This is a genomic window from Bradyrhizobium sp. HKCCYLS3077 (genome assembly GCF_051167555.1).
In the GTDB taxonomy this organism is placed as follows: Bacteria; Pseudomonadota; Alphaproteobacteria; order Rhizobiales; family Xanthobacteraceae; genus Bradyrhizobium.
Map to the genome: position 1 here is coordinate 86,008 of NZ_JBNPTH010000012.1, position 19,639 is coordinate 105,646.

Annotated in this window: 16 protein-coding genes; 2 read left to right on the top strand and 14 right to left on the bottom strand. The window is 65.4% G+C overall.

Going from position 1 to position 19,639, the window contains the following annotated elements; genetic code table 11:
- Positions 1-26 precede the first annotated feature (26 nt).
- The 3 genes from ACQR0Z_RS33690 to glmM all read right to left on the bottom strand — a co-directional run bounded on the left by ACQR0Z_RS33690 (position 27) and on the right by glmM (position 3,898).
- On the bottom strand, positions 27-854 hold the full coding sequence (locus ACQR0Z_RS33690; protein WP_434921509.1) for an outer membrane protein: 828 nt from the start codon (positions 852-854) through the stop codon (positions 27-29).
- A 197-nt stretch (positions 855-1,051) separates the two neighbouring features.
- The gene (locus tag ACQR0Z_RS33695) at positions 1,052-1,894 is read right to left on the bottom strand and encodes an outer membrane protein (protein WP_434921510.1); all 843 of its coding nucleotides are present in this window, start codon (positions 1,892-1,894) and stop codon (positions 1,052-1,054) included.
- Positions 1,895-2,548: 654 nt separating this feature from the next.
- Positions 2,549-3,898, bottom strand: coding sequence for a phosphoglucosamine mutase (gene glmM / locus ACQR0Z_RS33700; protein WP_434921511.1), 1,350 nt, complete (start codon positions 3,896-3,898; stop codon positions 2,549-2,551).
- 419 nt (positions 3,899-4,317) lie between these two features.
- Between glmM and ACQR0Z_RS33705 the strand changes: the two genes are divergently transcribed.
- Positions 4,318-5,454 carry an alpha-hydroxy acid oxidase gene (locus ACQR0Z_RS33705; protein ID WP_434921512.1) on the top strand — a complete coding sequence of 379 codons (1,137 nt, stop codon included), beginning with the start codon at positions 4,318-4,320 and terminating at the stop codon, positions 5,452-5,454.
- Between the two features lie 267 nt (positions 5,455-5,721).
- Here ACQR0Z_RS33705 and ACQR0Z_RS33710 read toward each other — a convergent pair whose 3' ends face one another.
- The 11 genes from ACQR0Z_RS33710 to ACQR0Z_RS33760 all read right to left on the bottom strand — a co-directional run bounded on the left by ACQR0Z_RS33710 (position 5,722) and on the right by ACQR0Z_RS33760 (position 18,053).
- Positions 5,722-6,291: a hypothetical protein gene (locus tag ACQR0Z_RS33710; protein ID WP_434921574.1), complete on the bottom strand. Its 570-nt coding sequence runs from the start codon at positions 6,289-6,291 to the stop codon at positions 5,722-5,724.
- Positions 6,292-6,523: 232 nt separating this feature from the next.
- A complete protein-coding gene (locus ACQR0Z_RS33715; protein WP_434921513.1) occupies positions 6,524-7,315 on the bottom strand; it encodes a M15 family metallopeptidase in 792 nt (263 codons plus the stop codon).
- Positions 7,312-8,661 carry a YARHG domain-containing protein gene (locus tag ACQR0Z_RS33720; RefSeq protein WP_434921514.1) on the bottom strand — a complete coding sequence of 450 codons (1,350 nt, stop codon included), beginning with the start codon at positions 8,659-8,661 and terminating at the stop codon, positions 7,312-7,314. The genes ACQR0Z_RS33715 and ACQR0Z_RS33720 overlap by 4 nt, the downstream gene beginning before the upstream one ends.
- Positions 8,662-8,765: 104 nt before the next feature.
- Positions 8,766-9,608: a shikimate dehydrogenase gene (locus tag ACQR0Z_RS33725; RefSeq protein ID WP_434921575.1), complete on the bottom strand. Its 843-nt coding sequence runs from the start codon at positions 9,606-9,608 to the stop codon at positions 8,766-8,768.
- Positions 9,609-9,688: 80 nt separating this feature from the next.
- The gene (locus ACQR0Z_RS33730; RefSeq protein WP_434921515.1) at positions 9,689-11,452 is read right to left on the bottom strand and encodes a SulP family inorganic anion transporter; all 1,764 of its coding nucleotides are present in this window, start codon (positions 11,450-11,452) and stop codon (positions 9,689-9,691) included.
- 91 nt (positions 11,453-11,543) lie between these two features.
- Positions 11,544-11,846, bottom strand: coding sequence for a helix-turn-helix domain-containing protein (locus tag ACQR0Z_RS33735; RefSeq protein WP_172112371.1), 303 nt, complete (start codon positions 11,844-11,846; stop codon positions 11,544-11,546).
- A 137-nt stretch (positions 11,847-11,983) separates the two neighbouring features.
- On the bottom strand, positions 11,984-13,009 hold the full coding sequence (locus ACQR0Z_RS33740; RefSeq protein ID WP_434921516.1) for an ATP-binding protein: 1,026 nt from the start codon (positions 13,007-13,009) through the stop codon (positions 11,984-11,986).
- Positions 13,010-13,315: 306 nt separating this feature from the next.
- Positions 13,316-15,364 (bottom strand): elongation factor G, encoded by a 2,049-nt coding sequence (locus ACQR0Z_RS33745; RefSeq protein WP_434921517.1) that lies wholly within the window; start codon positions 15,362-15,364, stop codon positions 13,316-13,318.
- Between the two features lie 199 nt (positions 15,365-15,563).
- Positions 15,564-16,034 carry a DUF992 domain-containing protein gene (locus ACQR0Z_RS33750; RefSeq protein WP_434860489.1) on the bottom strand — a complete coding sequence of 157 codons (471 nt, stop codon included), beginning with the start codon at positions 16,032-16,034 and terminating at the stop codon, positions 15,564-15,566.
- 170 nt (positions 16,035-16,204) lie between these two features.
- Positions 16,205-16,729 (bottom strand): DUF992 domain-containing protein, encoded by a 525-nt coding sequence (locus ACQR0Z_RS33755; RefSeq protein ID WP_434878882.1) that lies wholly within the window; start codon positions 16,727-16,729, stop codon positions 16,205-16,207.
- A gap of 121 nt (positions 16,730-16,850) precedes the next feature.
- Complete coding sequence (locus ACQR0Z_RS33760; RefSeq protein WP_434921576.1) at positions 16,851-18,053, bottom strand: pyridoxal phosphate-dependent aminotransferase; 1,203 nt, start codon at positions 18,051-18,053, stop codon at positions 16,851-16,853.
- A 205-nt stretch (positions 18,054-18,258) separates the two neighbouring features.
- Between ACQR0Z_RS33760 and ACQR0Z_RS33765 the strand changes: the two genes are divergently transcribed.
- A complete protein-coding gene (locus ACQR0Z_RS33765) occupies positions 18,259-19,491 on the top strand; it encodes a glycosyltransferase family 87 protein (protein WP_434921518.1) in 1,233 nt (410 codons plus the stop codon).
- Positions 19,492-19,639: the final 148 nt, after the last annotated feature.

Sequence of the window (19,639 nt, forward strand, 5' to 3'; positions counted from 1 at the left end):
GGAGTTTTGCTCAGTCGAACGCAGACTCAGAACTTGTAGCCGAGGCCAGCGCGCACGGTATTGATGCTGGTATCGACCGTCGAGGTGAAGCGGATGTACTCGTACTCGGCCCGCGCGAACAGGCCGCCGACCAGATTGATGTCGACGCCCGCGCCTGCGCTGTAGCCATAGACCAGGTGATTGTGCTGAAGGTTGTTGGCGGTCAGCGTGACCGGCGTGCCGTAGGTGTTGGTGATGGCGCTATAGCTGACGTCCCGAACAGTGACTGTCTGGCCGATCGTCGCATTGCCGAGCCCGAGGCCGAAGAAGGCATAGGGCAGGAAGCATCCCATCGCGTAGCCGGCACGGCCACGGATCGTGGCGAGATCCGAAATCGAGATCTGCGACGTGGGGTTGACCATGACGCCATGGTAGAAGCCGTCGGACAGCGCGCTGGTGCTGATCAGCGCGCGGCTCGACGACGCCGAACCACCGAACTTGCCGTGCATGTAGCTCGCCTCGACGCCGAGAACGACGTCATCCCACTGGCTGTTGTAGCCGGCGAATGCGCCCCAGGCCGAGCTCCGCGACGACTGCTTGCCGAGGTTGCTGTCCCAGGACGAAACCTGCATCTGACTTTCGATGATCGTATTGGCGAGCAGCGCGGCCGTCATGTTCTTGGTCGAGCCGTTGAAGTTCTCGTCGGACGAACCGTAGCCGCCCTGCACACCAACGTAGTAACCGTCCCAGTTGACCCGCGCGGTGCTCAGGCCCTCGGTCAGGCCGCCGCGCAGGATCGGAATGTCCGGCATATCGGCGGCCTGGGCAGCCGAGATCATGCCGCACATCGAAACCGCCACCACCAGGCTACGCATCGCAACGCTCCAATCAGAACTTGAACTCTCTGTTCCGATCATCGCGCGTTAACCTTAATCATCCGTTTCCGAAACGCCGTTGTCGGCAATTCTTTCAGGCGACGCGCGAGATCCCGCGCGATGAGACGACGGCCGAAAAACGCAGAACGGCGCGGGACTGGCCCGCGCCGTCTGCTTCGTCAGAAGGGTAGTTCAGCTCAGCCCTTGCGGATCAGGGGCATCATCGGAGGCGGCGGAGGATTGTCGAAGTTCCAGCGCACGCCGAGCTTCAGGTCATGCGAGGTGATGTCCTTGAACTTGAAGAAGTTGCCGGTGGTGGTGCCGGTATAGGTCGACAGCACGCCGGTCTGCCCCTGCCCCAGATCGACGTAGCTGTAGGCCAGTTCGAGCACGAGGTTCGGATTGACGTTGTAGGCCAGACCCGCATGCGCCGCCCAGGCGAAGTTCCATTTCGACGAGGTCGGCGCCGTGGCGAAGCTCGTGGTGGTGAACGGCAGGTTGTTGATGCCGGTGTCGGTGAAGTTCGAAATCGTGACTCGCGAACCGCCGACGCCCGCGCCGATGAACGGCGTGATGCACCACCAGGTACCCAGATCGACATAGGCGTTGGCCATGACGACCCATTCCGACTTGCTGGCGGTGTAGTTGTCGATGCCGCTGTACGGCACGCCACCCGCCGTCGCATTGAAGCGGTCGGTGCCCTTGAAATTGGAATTGCCGCGATACTGGCCGGTGACATCGGCGCGGAACCAGCTGTTGAAGCGGTAGCCGACGCCCACGCCGTAGATGCCGGCGGTGTCGAAGCCCGAGGTCTGGTCGAACGAGGTCATCGGCGTGTAGGCCGACTCGCGGGTGTAGTGGACGTCCTTGACCTTCTGATTGCTGAAGCCGATATCGCCGCGCAGATACCAGCCGCCGAAATCGGCTGCCGGCGGCGGTGCGTAGACCGGCGGGGGCGCGATCGGCATGTCGGCCGCAAAGGCCAGAGTGGAAAACAGAGAGGCCGCTCCGGCGGCGATCAAAGACATAACGCTACGCATTGGCTTCGTCCCTTTGGCCGGTGAGGCGTTCGGAAATGGGCCCCACATCACAACTGACGGCTGTACAATCGCACCAAATGCTTAAGCAGCGCTTAACCCTAATAATTAGGGTTGATATTTCGTGAGCGCGCGGCGATCGTTAACGGCCACGCAACGTGTCCTAACGATTGGTTAGCGGCCGGCACACCTCTATGTGGATTGCCAACTCATTAGTTGAGTTCAGACCGCCTCACTCATCAGTCCGCTCAGACAACCGCGACTTTACGTCGTCGTCGCGGCGGCGGTGCGCTCCCTCTCCCCGTTCTTCACGGGGATAGGGTTGGGGTGAGGGGCAGCGGCACGGGCGGTGCAGCTCTTATGCAGCGAACTAATCGCGTGTTTTCTCAGCACAACAATACTTATCATAAACGCGAAGTCGTTGCCCGTCCGACGGACTTGATCTTGGCTTCTTATGTGCCATGCCCCTCACCCGGATTGCTGCGCAATCCGACCTCTCCCCGCAAAGGGCGGGGAGAGGTTGCACCGGCCGCGCCGACGCAGGTTGCCTCAACCGAGCGCAGAGAGCCGCTTGCGCGACGTAGCCGACGAGCCAACAAACAAAAGGCCTGCCATCGAAGGATGGCAGGCCTTTCCAATGGATTGATCAGTCGACGATCAGGCCGCAGCAGCTGCGTTGCCGACCGCCGCGACGATCTCGTCCACGACTTCCTCGACCAGATTGCGATCGTCGCCCTCGCCCATCACGCGGATGACCGGCTCGGTGCCGGAAGAGCGCACCAGCAGGCGGCCATGTCCGTTGAGGCGCTTTTGGCCGGTGTCGATCGCCGACTTCACCTCGTCGGCGTCGAGCGGCTTGCCGCTGCGATAGCGCACGTTCTTCAGGATCTGCGGCAGCGGATCGAACTTGTGGCAGACCTCGGAGACGGGACGGCGCAGCCGCTGCACCGTGGCCAGCACCTGCAACGCCGCGACGAAGCCGTCGCCCGTCGTCGCGTAGTCCGACAGGATGATGTGGCCGGACTGCTCGCCGCCGAGATTGTAGCCATCGGCCAGCATGCGCTCGAGCACGTAGCGGTCGCCGACCGGCGTGCGCACCAGCTCCATCCCCTGCCCTTGCAGGAAGCGCTCGAGGCCCAGGTTTGACATCACCGTGGCGACGATGCCGGGCCGCGCCAGGCGGCCGTCTTCCTTCCAGCTCTGCGCGATCACCGCGAGCAGCTGGTCGCCGTCGACGATGTGGCCGCGCTCGTCGACCAGGATGACGCGGTCGGCATCGCCGTCGAGCGCGATGCCGATGTCGGCGCGCATCTCGCGGACCTTGCGGCACAGCGCCTCCGGCGAGGTCGAGCCGCATTCCTTGTTGATGTTGAAGCCGTCCGGCTCCACGCCGATCGAAATCACGTCGGCGCCGAGTTCCCACAGCGCCTCGGGCACGACCTTGTAGGCCGCACCATTGGCGCAATCGATCACGACGCGCAGGCCGTCCAGCGAGAGATCGCGCGGCAAGGTACGCTTGGCGAATTCGATGTAGCGGTCATGCACGCCGTCAATGCGGCGGGCACGGCCGAGGCTCGCGCTCTGCGCCAGCTTCTTGTCGAGCGATTCATCCAGCAGCTGCTCGATCTGCTTCTCGACGTCGTCGGACAGCTTGAAGCCCTGCGGACCGAACAGCTTGATGCCGTTGTCCTCGAACAGATTGTGCGAGGCCGAGATCATGACGCCGAGATCGGCGCGCATCGACTTGGTCAGCATCGCCACCGCCGGCGTCGGCATCGGGCCGACCAGCAGCACGTCCATGCCGACCGAGGTGAAGCCCGCGACCATCGCGTATTCGATCATGTAGCCGGAGAGGCGCGTATCCTTGCCGATCACCACGCGGTGGCGGTGCTCGCCGCGCTGGAACAGAAGACCTGCGGCCTGCCCCACCTTGAGCGCGAGTTCCGGCGTGATCAGGCCGTTGGCACGGCCACGAATCCCATCGGTCCCGAAATAGTTACGGCTCATTTGACCCCCAGCAGCGGCTTTCTGGATTTCGTTACCGGCAGCCGCGAATCATGCTCCGCGCCCGTCCGGTCAGCCCGCGGGTTATAGTCGGCTTAAAGCTAAGATGGCTTCAAAAAATGTGATGAATCATTACGACAAAACTGTCGCCGCCCCCATAAGACATTGTTAACACTAATATTTCCCCAGCCGCCCAAGCCACACGCAAGGCGTGCATGACGCAGCGCCGCATGCGCTGAGGGGGAAAACCGCCCATCATCGACGCTCAACCCTCGCGGATCACAAGGTCCGAGACCAGGGCGCGGCGAGGGGCGGCTCGACGTCGACCGGGACGACCGATGTCCGATTTGGCAGCCGCCGCAAAGATGCTAGAGGACAGGCAGCCCAAGAAGAGACCATCGGTGGGGGAGCCGAAGCCTGCGATGAAACACGTCACCTGCATTGAAGACCTGCGCCTGCTCCACAAGCGACGCGTTCCCAAAGCCTTCTTCGACTATGCCGACCGCGGCTCCTATGCCGAAGAGACCCTGCGGGCCAATCGCGACGACCTGCAGAAGATCAAGTTCCGGCAGCGCATCCTGGTCGACGTCTCCAAGCGCGACCTCTCCACCACCATCCTCGGCGAGCCTTCGTCGATGCCGCTGATCCTGGCGCCGGTGGGTCTTCTCGGCATGCAGCATGGCGACGGCGAGATCCATGCCTGCCGCGCGGCGCAGGCCGCCGGCATTCCGTTTACCCAGAGCACGATGTCGATCTGCTCGATCGAGGACATTGCGGCTAGCGTCGAGAAGCCGTTCTGGTTCCAGCTCTACGTCATGAAGGACCGCGGCTTCATCAAGGCCCTGGTCGAGCGCGCCATCGCCGCAAAGTGCACCGCGTTGTGCCTGACGGTCGATCTTCAGGTGATCGGTCAGCGACACCAGGACATCAAGAACGGCATGAGCGTGCCGCCGGAATGGTCGCTGTCGAAACTGTTCGACTTCGCGACCAAGCCGGCCTGGGTGCAGGGCGTACTGCAGGGCAAGCGCCGGACGTTCGGCAACATCGCCGGCCATGTGAAGAACACCGAGGACCTCACCAAGCTCTCGGCCTGGACCGCCGCTCAGTTCGACACCTCGCTGAACTGGAAGGACGTCGACTGGATCCGCTCGATCTGGCCGGGCAAGCTGATCATCAAGGGCATTCATGACATCGAGGATGCCAAGCTCGCGGCCGAGACCGGGGCGCAGGCGCTGGTGGTGTCGAACCATGGCGGCCGCCAGCTCGACGGCGCGCCGTCGTCGATCCACGTGCTGCCGGGTATTGCGGAAGCTGTCGGCGACAAGATCGAGATCATGTTCGACGGCGGCATCCGCTCCGGCCAGGACGTCATGCGCGCGCTCGCGCTCGGCGCAAAATCCTGCATGATCGGCCGCGCCTATGCCCACGGCCTCGGCGCCGGCGGCCAGGTCGGCGTCGCGAAGGCCATCGACATCATCCGCAACGAGCTGCTCACCACGATGGGCCTGTGCGGCGTGAACACGGTCGCGGAGATCGATCGCAAGGTGCTGGCGGATTAGTTCGGGGATAATCGTCGAGCAGGGTTCGGACTAATCAGCTTATGTGATCCGGACTGCACCACATCAAGGCTGTCGTCCCGGACAAGCCGTGACGCGCGTCAGCGCGTTGCGGCGCCGATCCGGGACCCATACTCCGCAGCCGTCGTGTTGGGCAAAAAGCCAATCGCCAGCCTGCCTCAAACCGCTCCCTGTGGGTATGGGTCCCGGCGTTCGCCGGGACGACACCATTTGTGAAGGCACGCCTGAGCGCGACGACTTAGGGCAAAGCTACATCGGCGGCGTCAGCCCATCGCGGCCGACGCTGACGCGGCTGGTTTCGAGCGAGCCGTCCGGCAGTTGCTTGACGGTGGCCATGACTTTCGCGCCGGCCTTCAGCTCGGATTTGTCGCCGGGCACGAAGGTGACGATCGGCGTGTCTGGCGTGATGTCGACGCGCTTCTCGCCGCCCTTGTATTTGACCAGCAGCGTATGACCATCGGTCGAGACCGAGCTGTCAGCGACGGTGGCGTTGGTCATGCTCGAATTCGGCTTCAGGTCCCAAGGCCGCGAGCCTTCGCCGGTGCCGCGCATCTCCTCGGGAAAGATGTGGATCTCGACCGCCTTGGGCGCGCCGTCCGGACCGGGCACCGTGGTGGCGCCGATGAACGATCCCGGCTTGATGTCGGAGAGCTCCGCCTTGACGACGCCGGACACCTTGAGGTCGCCGGCCATGTGCAGCTTGAAGATTTCACCGCTTCGGGCCTTCACCGTGAGCATGTCGGCATCGACACTCTCGATGGCGCCGCGCAGACGCGTCGGAACGGGAGCCTGCTGACAAATGGCGAACGTCGATGTCATCGCTACCATGACGAGTGCGACAGCCGGACGGATCAGGGTGAAACGGGATGACATGCAGGAGGCTCCGAAATTTACTGGCTTGGGCTCTCGTTCAGGTCCGCAAGCGGTCCAGCGAGACTACGTGGATTGAGACGCCGGATGGCGGCCCTTATTCCATTCTCAAGCCATTGTGAGAACGCGTGTCCTGATGCGGACCCGAACAGATCCGAGGGATGACCTTCCCCGGGACGGATCAACGCGACCCGACGGGCAGCAACTCCGGCCGATACTCGAAATGCATCGTGTCGTAGTGATACCAGCGGCCTCCCCAGATGAAGCCGTGCCGCTCGAAGATCTCGACGATCTCTTGCGGAAAGCGATTCTTGTAGGGAGTGGACGCCGATTTCTTCGCGTTCCAGAGCCAATAGTCGGAATAGTCCAGATTCAGGTCGATCGCCGCGGCGTAGCCATGCATGCTCATCCGGCCGGTGTCGGCGACAGGCCGGCAGGACAGCACGCCCGCGATCGGAAAGGCGGCGCGCCTGATCTTGGGGTCGAGCTCATCGATCTCGGCGGAGATCTGCTTCAACCGTTCGGCCACGCCATTCACACTGGTCACGCGGACCGTCCTGCCCCAGCTCTTCGGCAGCCAGGTGATGGTCACCAGATGCCGGTTCACACCATCAGCGGTGCAGTCGCCATACATCTTCTTGAAGAAGGCCTCGTTGCGAAAGCGCCCGGGATCGGCATTGACCGCCGGCGCGGACGGCGCTCCCGACGGATAGGACAGGCTGAGCTGATCGAGAATGGTCGCGTTGCGCAGTTTGTCGGCGAAGGGCCGTTGCGGATCGAGTTTGCCCACCGGCATACGCGTGCCGTCGCGCCAGATGATCGCCTCATCATCGTGTCCGGCCAGCGCAGCCGGATAGGCCTGCACGAGGCGATCGAGCAGATCGGCCGCTGTCTCGGATCGTGCGACTGAGGCCGAGAGCAAGGATAGCGCGATGCAGATCCGTGTCAGCCAGCGGAGGTCGCGACGGGTCACGGCCGCTTGCTCATCTGATCGATCAGCTTGACGTTGGCTTCCTCGACGCCGCTCAGGACCGGGTTCCAGGTCGAAGGGGCATACCAGGCGAACCGGCCGAAATACGCCTTGAGATCAGCCGCATCGAAGAAGCGTCCGCGCCGCGCAAAGATCTCGTTCTTGGCGAGCCGCAGTTCCGCCTTGGACAGCCGCGCCAACTCGCCTGGCGTCAGCAGGCGACGATCAGAATCGGCGAAGATGAATCCGCTCGGCTGCGCCCCGCCATTCTCGGCGCGATCGAGAAAATCGACATTGGCCGACTCGACCGGGTTCAGGACGGGATCCCAGGTGCGCGGCACGTACCAGGCGAACCTGCTGAAATAGGTCGTGAGCTCGGGGGAGGAGAAGTAGCGGCCGCGGCGGGCGAAGATCTCGTTGCGGGCGATGCGAAGCTCGTCCTTCGTCCGTCCCTGCAGGTCGGCCGCGGACAGCAAGCGCTGATCGGAGTCGGCAAACACGAAATCTGGCGATCGCGACGCACTTGCCTGGGCGGGAGCCGGCCCGGATGGCGGCGGCACGGCCGCGACGACGGGAGCCGACGGCTGCCCGCTCCCCGGTCCTGCGAAGTAGAAGGTGCCGTCGATCGGCGACGAGGCCACCCAGGGCTGCTGCGCGCTGGCGGTCGCCTTCTTCACCGTGAGGCCGACCTGGTTGAAGGCCTGGAGCACATCCAGCCCCGGCCGCTGCACGGCATCGACCAGCGCGCGCGTATAGGGACTGTGCCCGTCATCGCCGTCCAGCGCGACATTGCCGGGCTGCGTCGCATAAGAGAGAATCGTCCCCTCCGGCGCGCGGATCTGTGCGAGGCCGCCATCACTCGCTCTCAGGCCCCTTCCGCCGAATGGATTGTTGCGGCAGGCGTCCAGGATGACGATGTTCAGCTTGGTCCCGGCCGCTTCCATCTGACGCAGCACGAGCCCGACATCGACCATCATGAAATCGACATCGGCCTCGCGGGCCGGGTTGGCGCTGATCGGAACGAGATAGTTGGTGCCGCGCACCTGAATGCCGTGGCCCGCGTAGTAGAACACGGCCACATCGGCGCCCATGAGCTGCTTGCTGAAGGTCTGGATGACCTGATCGAACCGCGCCTTGTCGAGATCGAGCTGCGCGGCGCCGCCGATCAACGTGAAACCGAGACGCTGAAACGTTTCGGCCACCAGCCGCGCGTCATTGGCCGGATTGGCAAGCTTGCCGACGCTCTGATAGTCGGAGTTGCCGACCACGAGAGCGACCTGCGTCGCCGCCCGGCCCGGCAGGATGCCGAGCACCAGGAAGACCAAAATACCAAAAACCGATCGTCGCATCGTCCGTCCTCAAATCCGGACGATGTTCTACCGCGCCCGGCCGGCGATATCGACCGCGCCATTGCGGCCATATCGCGGACAGGATGGCGACATCAGCATTGCTGCTATCTGCTCCGGAGATCGGCCTCGACCAGCGCGCGCAACTCGGGCGTGACCTGAGGGCGTCGACCAAACCACAGTTCGAAACCCCGGACGGCCTGATGCAGCAGCATGCCGAGCCCGTCCGCCGTGCGCAGCCCCCGCGCCCGCGCCACGCCGAGCAGCGGCGTCTGCAGCGGCACATAGACGATGTCGGCGACGACGGCTTGCTGCGGGAGAAGATCGACCTCGAGCATGAGCGGCGGCTGGCCGTGCATGCCGAGCGAGGTGGTGTTCACGAACAGGCCCGCCCGCGGCAGCAGCGCATCGACGCGATCCCAGCCCTCGGCCACGACGCGATCACCGAACTGATCGGCCAGTGCCTGCGCACGCGACGCGGTGCGGTTGATGACATGGATGCGGCCGATGCCACGCTCGAGCAGGCCGAACACGACGGCGCGCGCCGAGCCGCCGGAGCCCAGCACGAGGGCCTCGTCGGTGCGGTCCCAGCCTGGGGCGGACGCATCGAGGTTGCCGATGAAGCCTTCGACGTCTGTGTTGGTCGCGCGCAGAATTCCGTTCTCGTACCACAGGGTGTTGGCGGCGCCGACCGCTCGGGCCCGCGCGTCCGGCTCGGTCAGTTCGAGCACCCGCTCCTTGTGCGGAATAGTGACGTTGGCGCCGATGAAGCCCCGGCTGTGGAGATGGGCGACGAAATCGGCCAGCTCTTCCGGGGGGACCGCCTCGATGGTGTAGCCGCCGGCGATGCCGAGTTCGTGCAGCCAATGGTGATGGATCAGCGGCGAGCGCGAATGCGCGGCAGGCCAGCCGATCAGGCACGCGGCGGGGAGTTTGGCAGCACGGGTCATGGCCGTGACATCGGACAAGCCCCGCTTGGAGTCAATGCTCTCGCCCCGGCAAGCACTACGGCCCGCCAAGGCCGGGCGGATCAGCTCGCCGCCAGCCCGTCGGCGATCTCCTCGCGCGGTGTCTCCTTGCCCTTGATGTCGGCCACCGCGCGCTCGATCGTCTCGCGATAGCGCACCAGAGGCGGCCGCACGCCATGGGTCAGCAACGCCCGGCGCACCGTGGGCGAAGCGCCCGTGATGAACAGGCGGATGCCCTGGCGCTTCGCCTTCGCCGCGACCCGGCTCATGGCGTTGGCCGCGGTCGAATCCAGGAACGGCACGGCGGCGAAATCGACCACGAAGGCCTTGCGGCGGTCGGCGATGGAATCGAGCACGGTGCCGACGGTCGAGGCGGCGCCGAAGAAGAACGCGCCGGTGATGCGATAGACCAGCACGTCCTTGTCGGCGCTGAGCTTGGAATTGTACGGCACCCGCGCGCCGTCCTCGAAGTCGGCGCGGTCCTCGGCCACGAGCGGCGAGCCGTCCTCGACGCCGGTCATCTGCGCCATGCGGTTGATGAACAGCACCGCGCCGAGCGCGAAGCCGACCAGGATGCCCTCGGTGAGGTCGCGGAAGATCGTGAGCCCGAAGGTCGCGAGCAGCACGGTGGCGTCGCCCCAGGACGAGCGGACCAGGGTGGCGAACTCGTGCTTCTCGGCCATGTTCCAGGCGACGACGACGAGCACAGCGGCCAGCGCAGACAGCGGGATGTAGCTCGCCAGCGGGGCTGCGATCAGCATGAACACCAGCAGGAACACCGAATGCAGCATGCCCGACACAGGCCCGCGCGCGCCGGCGCGAACGTTGGTGGCGGTACGGGCGATGGTGCCGGTAACGCAGATGCCGCCGAACAGCGCCGAGCCGACATTGGCGAAGCCCTGGGCCACCAGCTCGCAATTCGAGCGATGGCGGCGGCCGGTCATGCCGTCGGCGACCACCGCCGAGAGCAGCGATTCGATCGCCCCGAGCAGCGCGAAGGCAATGGCGTCGGGAAACACCGCCTGGATCTTGGCCAGCGAGAACGGCGGCAGCGAGGGCGCCGGCAGCTCGCGCGGAATGCCGCCGAACTTGGTGCCGATGGTCTCGACCGGCAGCTGTAGTGCATAAGTGAAGGCTGCCGCAACCACGACCGCGATGAGGATGCCGGGCCAGGTCGGCCGCAGGCGCTTGAGCCCGACGATGATCACGATCGACAGCGCGGCCAGCGCGACCGCGGCCATGTTCGTCGTCGGCGCGCCATGCGCGAGCGCGACCAGCTTCGGGATCAGCTCGCCAGGCTCCTTGGCTGTCAACGTAATGCCGAACAGATCCTTCAGCTGGCTGGCAAAGATGATGACGGCGATGCCGGCGGTGAAGCCGACCGTGACCGGATAGGGAATGAACTTGATGTAGGTGCCGAGCCGCAGATAGCCGGCGATGACCAGCATCACGCCGGACATCATCGTGGCCAGCAGCAGCCCGTCGAGGCCCTGCCGGTCGACCGTGGCGGCGACCAGCACGATGAAGGCGCCGGCCGGGCCGCCGATCTGGAAGCGGCTGCCGCCGAGCAGGGAGACAAGGAAACCGCCGACCACGGCGGTGTAGAGGCCGCGACCGGGCGACACGCCGGAAGCGATGGCGATCGCCATCGACAGCGGCAGCGCGACGATCGCGACCGTCAGACCTGAAACCGCGTCGGCGCGGAAGTCGGCGAGGCCGTAGCCCTCGCGCAGGACCGTCAGAAGTTTCGGGGAATACAGCTCGGTGAAAGTCGGCTCATGCTGTCCGACCCGCCCCCGCGTGCCGTGCTCGCTTGCGATGCTCATGCCCATCACGCTCCCGTCGCATCACCGGGGCTCCCGCCGCCGGGACACGTCTCACACGGAGCGTTCAGCAGCCCCGTGCCGCGCGATGAAGCTAGCTCGCGCCATCGCGCGCAATGTCAGTTTGACGGCCCACGCGGTTGGGCGGCCCGGGGTCCTTCAGGCGAACGCCACGCCCGCCATCCTCGCTGCGGGCATGCTCGCCGATCAGATCCACGCCCGCACGATTGAGCGCATCGACGACCTTGGTCAGCGAGTCCACCACACCGCGGACGTTGCCCGTGGAGGCTTCCATCCGCTGGATCGTCGGCAACGACACGCCGGCCAGCTCGGCCAAGGTTTTCTGATCAATTCCGAGCAGCGCGCGGGCTGCCCGCATCTGGAACGACGTGATCACGATGGCCTCACGTAGCACACACCATAAGTGATGTCTGAGACAAAGACAATGATGTAAAATACATCATCTGAAGTCAATGGCAAGCGTTGCGACAGCGGCCGCCAGGGCTGCCTGCGGGCGCGGGATTGAGTCCGGCGTCAGGCCGGAACCTGTTTGGGAAATTCGAGCCGAACCGTCGTGCCGCGGTCGCTGCTGGTGGTGAGCTTGCCGTGCAGTTGCGCGGCGAGGCCCTCGCAGATCCGCAGGCCCAGGCTGTCGCCCTTGCTCGGATCGACGCCAGGAGCAAGGCCCTTGCCGTCATCGGCGATCGTGAGGACATAACGCGCGTCATCGAGCGGCTTGAGGCTCACCGTGATCGTGCCGGCCTCGTCCGCTCCAAAGGCATGCTTCAGCGCGTTGGTCACGAGTTCGACGACCAGCAGCGACAGCGCGGTCAGGCGTGTCAGATCGAGCTGCGCCGGCGCGAAATCGACGACGCAGGCAACGTCGCGCGCTCCGCTCGACGCCAGCACGTCGTTGCAGATGGTCTGCAGATAGGGACCGATGTCGAGATCCATCCGGCCGGGATCGTGCAGCATGCGGTGGACGCGCGAGATCGTCTCGAGCCTCGACTGGGCCTCGCTGAGGATGGCGCCGGCGCGGGACGGATCGGCGGCGGCCTGCCGCTTCTGCATCATCAACAGCCCGGCAATGAACTGGATGTTGTTGGCGACGCGGTGCTGCAACTCCTGGAACAGAACACGCTGGTTTTCGTAGAGCCGCTCGGACACGGCGCGCTCCTGGCGCAGATGCCGCGCCGCCTCGTGCATCAGATGGATCAGCGTGATGTCGACCGCAACGATGAGCGCGTAGAAGCCAACGGCGAACGCATTCTGATAGCCCGACGCCGGCATGAAGAAGGTCCACGCCAGCGCGCCGCAGAGCGCCGCGCACACCGTGCCGGGCCCGACACCGCAGAAGAAGGTCGTGAGAATGACGGCCGGAAAGAACGTCAGATAGGGAAAGCCGTCCGGCAGCGTATCGACCAAAGCGAGGCGCAGCGCGAAGGCTGCGATCGCAGCACCTATGGCGATCGCATAGCCCAGCAGGGCATGCTGACGGAATCGTTCGGTGGCCTGGGAGGCGCGCAGGTAAAAAGGGGCGGACGAGAGTTTCTGGATCACGGCAAACGGGCTGGGTACGGAGAAACTCTCAAGCCCGCCATCGCCCCGTCCGGCTCGAACGGGCCGAAGGGCGCGGGCGGCAGCCGAGGATCATCGCTCGGCCAATGACGGCATATCAGGTCCGAACGTCGGATGGCGTTATCATAGCACCATGCCGGGAACTCGGTAGGTGCACAAGTGCACATTGCGCCGCAATGCAGGGCGACGCACGCCGCCGGTCCGGAGAGCGCGTCCGTGGCTGCAACGGCAGGCCGGGCCATGAAAGCCCGGCCGCGTGTCATGGATGACGTCTCATGGATGACGTCGCTACGCCGCGTCGCGATGCGAGGCGATGATGTGGTCCGCAGCGCGGCCCGTGACCTCGGCCATATGATCGAAGGTCCGGGTGAAGCTGCCGGCCCCGGCGGTGGCGGAGCGCAGTTCGACGATCAGGTCGCCGATCTCCGCCTCCGGCATCATCGCGCGGACGCAGTCCCAGCCGGGCCAGCCGTCGCGGGTGTCGAACGACAGGATTTGGCCGCGCCGCGCCGACAGGATGGCGTTGATCTTGGCCGTCGCCTCGGTCGGACAGACGATCTCGACGGTGTGGATCGGCTCCAGCAGAACCGGCTGGCACTGCGGCAGCGCCTCGCCGACCCCGACCCGCGCCGCGGTCCGGAACGCGAGATCGGACGAGTCGACGCTGTGATAGGAGCCGTCCGTCAGCGTCACCGCGAGGTCGATCACGGGGAAGCCGAGCGGGCCGCGCGTCAATGCATCGACGACGCCCTCCTCCACCGCCGGGATGTAGTTGCGCGGCACCGCGCCGCCGACCACCTTCTCGGTGAACAGAAAACCCTCGCCGCGCGGCAGCGGCTTGATGTCGAGCACGACGTCGCCGAACTGGCCGTGGCCGCCCGACTGCTTCTTGTGGCGGCCGCGCTGGGTGATCGGCTTGCGGATGGTTTCCTGATAGCCGATCCCAGGCGCATGCGATTTCACATTGACGCCGAAGCGGTCGCGCAGTCGCTCCAAGGCCACGCGCAGATGCATCTCGCCCTGCCCCCACAGCACCGTGTCGTGGGTGCGCGGGTTCTGCACCATGGTCAGCGACGGATCCTCCTCGTGCAGCCGCTGCAGGGCCTGGCCGAGCTTGACGTCGTCCTTGCGGTCGACGGCGGCGATCGAGAGCGCCAGAACGGGCGGGCACGGATCGACCTTCACCAGCGCTTGCGGCGCGGTCTTGCCGGTCGCGATGGTGTCGCCCGTCTTCACCGTGTCGAGCTTGCCGAGCGCGATCGTGTCGCCGGCCTCGGCCGACGCGCGCTTGCTGTCGTAGGCACCGGTCGCGGCGAGAATGCCGGAGACGCGCGCCGCCTCGCCCGAGGCCGCGTGGAGCGTGTCGCCGTCGTCGAGATGGCCGGACAACACGCGCGTCAGCGACAGCTTGCCGCCATGCTGCAGATGCAGCGTCTTGAAGACGTAGCCGAGCGCCTCCTTCGTCTCCTTGACCCCGAGCCGCTTCGCCGTGGCGGCCACGCCGGGCGCCTCGTGGCGCAGCGCCTTCATCAGCCGGAGCACACCGTTCTCGCGCAAGGCCGAGCCGAGCAGCACCGGGCAGATCAACCCGTCGCGCAATTCACGTGCGAGGTCGTCGAACACGGCATCGCGCGGCGGCGGGATGTCCTCCAGCAACTGCTCCATCAGCGCATCGTCGTGATCGGCGAGCTTCTCCAGCATCGAGAAGCGCGCTTCCTTCTCGCGATCGAGATTGCCGCCCTCCAGCGCGATCACCTCGGATGCCTTGTGCTCGCGATAGATGAAGGCGCGCTCCAGCGCGAGATCGACGAAGCCCTCGACCAGTTCGCCGTTCCAGATCGGAATCTGGCGCAGCACCAGCGGCACGCGCGACGCCGGCTGCAGGGTCGCGAGCGTCTCGCGGATGCGCGCATTGGCGCGGTCGATCTTGTTGAGGAACAGGAAGCGCGGAATGCGCAGCTCCTCGAGCTCGCGCAGGATGATCTGCAATTGCGGCAGCTTCTTCTCATCCGCCTCGCACACCACGATCGCGGCATCGACGGCCGGCAGAGCGGCGCGCATGTCGTGCGCGAACTCGATCGAGCCGGGACAGTCGAGGAAAGTGTAGCTGTCGCCCATGAAGCTCGTGGTCACAGCCGTCATCGCGACGCTCATCTTGTGATGACGCGCCTCGGCGCTGGCGTCGCCGACGGCGGTGCCGGCATCGACACTGCCGGCGCGCGGGATCGCTCCCGTCCGCGCCAGGATCGCCTCCAACAGGGTGGTTTTACCGCTTTGGAAAGGGCCCACCAGCGCGATGCACCGTGGACCTCGGGGACTTCTCAGGTCTTGTCCCATTTCGCCGCCTCCTGGTTGTGGAGCTCGGCCCGTGATTGGGTCGGCAAAGCCGAATGCTCTGCCTCGTCTGCCGCTTTGGCAAGCAGGGGTCGCGCGAAAAACGTCGCTGCAGTGCGGAGAACGCAGGGTTCTTCCCGCACAATTGCGGGAAGACCGCTGTTCACGGCAAAGGGAAGATCAACGTCGAATCAACGCTCAATTAACGCCCAGGGCGCAATTCGAGGCTTTGCAGTCCGGCCGAGACGGACAGGCCGACCTGGCCCTGCACGCTGAGCGGCTGCAGCGCGATCGAATTGGCGGAGCCGCCGACCAGCACGTTGCCGCCGACGCCGACGCCCACCGCCGCCGAGCCCTGCGCGCCTGCATAGTCGCCGGAGAGATCGCCCGGCCCGAGCCGCGCGACCGGGGCATAGACGACCCACGCCAGCAGCGATTCCTGCGTGATGCCGAGATCGAGGCCGACCTTGCGGATGGTCGCGACGTAGCGGTCTTCCGGAATGCCGTCGGCGCGCAGCACGCAGCCGAGATGCGTCACCGAGCCAACAATGAAGCCGACGCTGGCGCCGCCGCGACATTCGAGGACGCCGACCCGCACGCGATCTTGCGCATGGGCAGCGCCGGCAAGGCAGAGACCCACGGCGGTGAGCCCGGCGAGGATGGTCGAGCGCATGAATAAACTCCGGCTGAAATGAACGACGTGATGCTGACCCGCCGATGATCGCGGGCGATCACATCTATGCCACAAGGCTTACAGCCGTACCAGAAGCACACGCGTTCATCTGCCTGAACGACTGAAGGGATCGACTCATGCAGCGCTGCTGCGAGGCATTGTCGTCGTGTTCAGCGGTAGTAGCGCGAGAAGTAGGACGAGGGCTGGCTCGGGCTCGGATGCATCGGCAGCAGCGGCACCAGCTCGACCTCGGTGACCCCCGCCGCGAGGTTGATGCCGGTCTGCCCCTGCAGGCTGATCGGCTGCAGCGCCGCGGCGCGGTCGGTGTCGCGCACCAGGAAGCTGCCGCCGAAGCCGACCAGCGCGGCGGCATTGGCGGACACTCCGCCGTAACGGCCGCGCAGCTCGCTGCGGCCGAAATCATTGACGGGCGCATTCACCGCCCACGCCATCCGGGTCTCATCCGTCAGCCCGAGGTCGAGCCCGTAGCGGCGGACTTTTGCGACATAGCGCTCCGGCTGGCGGCCCTGGCTGCGAAACACGCAGCGCAGGCGGGCCTGGGACATCACGAGCTTGCCGGCCGTCTTACGCCCTTCGCATTCGAGCACCCCGGCCCGCATCGGCCGGTTGGCGTGGGCCTGCGCCAACGGCGCAATCGACACAAGCAGAGGAATCGCCAGCACAAGCAGCCGCATCGAACTCAGACCTTACGCAACCCAAACTTACCTCCGGACAAAAGAAAGGCGCCATGTTCAAAACATGGCGCCTTTCGGCCTGGAACTTGGCTTCTGGTGTTTCGAGGCGGCTGTTGCCCGATTACCTCAGATTGCCGCAGAACCGCTGGATGCGCTTGCAGGCGTCCTCGAGGTCCGAGGTCTTGGTCGCGTAGGAGATGCGGAACGCCGGGCCGAGGCCGAAGGCCGAGCCGTGCACCACCGCGACGCCTTCGGTCTCCAGCAGCTCGGTGACGAAACCTTCGTCGTTCTCGATCACCTTTCCGGACGGCGCGGTCTTGCCGATCGTGCCGGCGCAGGACGGATAGACGTAGAACGCGCCCTCGGGGCGCGGGCACTCGATGCCGCTGGCCTGGTTCAGCATCGAGACCACGAGGTCGCGGCGCTCCTTGAACACCTTGTTGTTCGCCGGAATGAAGCTCTGCGGACCGTTCAAGGCCTCCACCGCCGCCCATTGCGCGATCGAGCACGGGTTCGAGGTCGACTGCGACTGGATGGTCGCCATCGCCTTGATCAGCTGCGCCGGACCGCCGGCATAGCCGATGCGCCAGCCGGTCATGCAATAGGCCTTGGAGACGCCGTTCACGGTCAGCGTGCGGTCGTACAGCGACGGCTCGACCTGGGCCGGCGTGGTGAACACGAAGTCGTCATAGACCAGGTGCTCATACATATCGTCGGTCATGATCCAGACATGCGGATGCTTGACCAGCACCTCGGTGAGCGCCTTCAGCTCGGCCTTGGTGTAGGCCGCGCCGGTCGGGTTCGACGGCGAGCACAGGATCAGCCACTTGGTCTTCGGCGTGATCGCCTTCTCCAGCGCCTCCGGCTGCAGCTTGAAGCCATGCGCAGCGGTGCAAACCACCGGCACCGGCTCGCCGCCGGCGAGCGCGACCATCTCCGGATAGCTGACCCAATACGGTGCCGGGATGATCACCTGGTCGCCGGGATTGATGGTCGCCATCAGCGCATTGTACAGCACCTGCTTGCCGCCGACGCCGACGATCACCTGGTTCGGCTTGTAGGTCAGCCCGTTCTCGCGCTGGAACTTGCCGATGATGGCTTCCTTCAGCTCCGGGATGCCGTCGACCGCGGTATACTTGGTCTTGCCGTCCTGGATCGCCTTGATCGCGGCCTGCTTGATGTTGTCGGGCGTGTCGAAATCCGGCTCGCCGGCACCCAGGCCGATCACGTTGCGGCCCGCCGCTTTGAGGACGCGCGCTTTGTCCGTGACCGCGATGGTCGCGGACGGCTTCACACGGTCGAGCGCAGCGGCGAGAAAGGACATCATCAGCTCCTATGCAGGCGTCTTGGATCACGCGTCGTGGATCACCCTTTTCGGGCCACGACCGGTCATGTCAGGGAAACGCCTGCTTTTAAGGCCCGCAGAGCCGCATCGCAAGAAGCTTGGGCACATGGCTCCCAAGAGTTTAGGGAACGTTAAAGCAGCCGGGCTAGCGTGGGCCAACGATTGTCCCATTTTTCAGGCCGAAATGACCACACTCGCGTGCGCCCTGCGATCCGGCGACTGGCTGACGGCCGCACGGATCAAATCCTACAGCTGGATCCTGCTCGCGGTCACGATGGCGGCGATCGCCGGCTGGATCGCGCTGTCCGATGGACTGATCGACCGCAACGGCAAGCCGATCGGCACCGATTTTTCCAATGTCTATGCGGCAGGCGTGCTGACCCTTCAGGGCCAGGCGCCCGATGCCTATGACCCGCCGCTGCAGCACGCGATGGAGAAGGCCGTGTTCGACGGCCGCGACGTGCCGTTCTTCGGCTGGCACTACCCGCCGTTCTTCTTCGCGATCGCTGCCATCACCGCGCTGCTGCCCTATGCCGGCGGGCTGGCGCTGTGGGTCGTCTCCAGCCTGATCGCCTATCTCGCCGTGATGCGCGCGATCCTGCCGCGACCTGAGACGCTCTTGGTCGCGGCCGCGTTTCCCGCGGTGTTCGTCAACATCGGTCATGGCCAGAATGCGTTCTTCACCGCGGCCCTGCTCGGCGGCGCGCTGCTTTCGATGGAACGCGGCCGGCCCTGGGTGGCCGGCGTGCTGATCGGCCTGCTGGCCTACAAGCCGCAATTCGGTGTCCTCATTCCCGTCGCGCTGATCGCCGGCGCTCGCTGGCCCACCATCGCGGCGGCAGCCGCGACCGTGGCCGCGCTGGTCCTCATCAGCTTCGCCGCGCTCGGCCAGGACGTCTGGCATGCCTTCTTCCAATCGATGACGTTCACGCAGAACGTCGTGCTCGAGCAAGGCGGCACCGGCTGGGAGAAAATCCAGTCGGTGTTCTCGGCCGCGCGCCATTGGGGCGCCGATGTCAAATCCGCCTATGCGCTGCAGACCTTGCTGGCGCTGTCGCTCGCAACAGGTCTCGCCTGGCTGTGGCACAGCGAGGCGGCGTTCGACCTCAAGGCCTCGGCGCTCGCCAGCGCGAGTCTGCTGGCCACGCCCTACGTTCTGGACTACGACCTCGTCGTGATCGCGGTCGCGATCATCTTCTTCGTCCGCCACGGCCTCGCCCATGGCTTCCGCGACTACGAGCTCAGCGTGCTCGCTTCTGCCTGGATCGTCCCGCTGCTGTCGCGAAGCGTGGCGGGCGCGACGACGATCCCGCTTGGCCTGCTCGTGCTGATCGCATTGTTCGCGCTGACGCTGCGCCGCGCGCTCACCGATCGCACCATCGAGATCGAGGCACACGCACGCATCGCACAAGCGTGATCTCTACAGTTTGATTCTCTTGAAAAGTTGTTGCTCGCGCGTGCAGTGCAGTAGCGCTTTTCGACTTTTTCCATGTCTCGGGTCTTGCAGCCCGCGCCCATCGGCATCATTGTCTGGCCGCATTGCGGGACGATTGGGCGTCCGAATG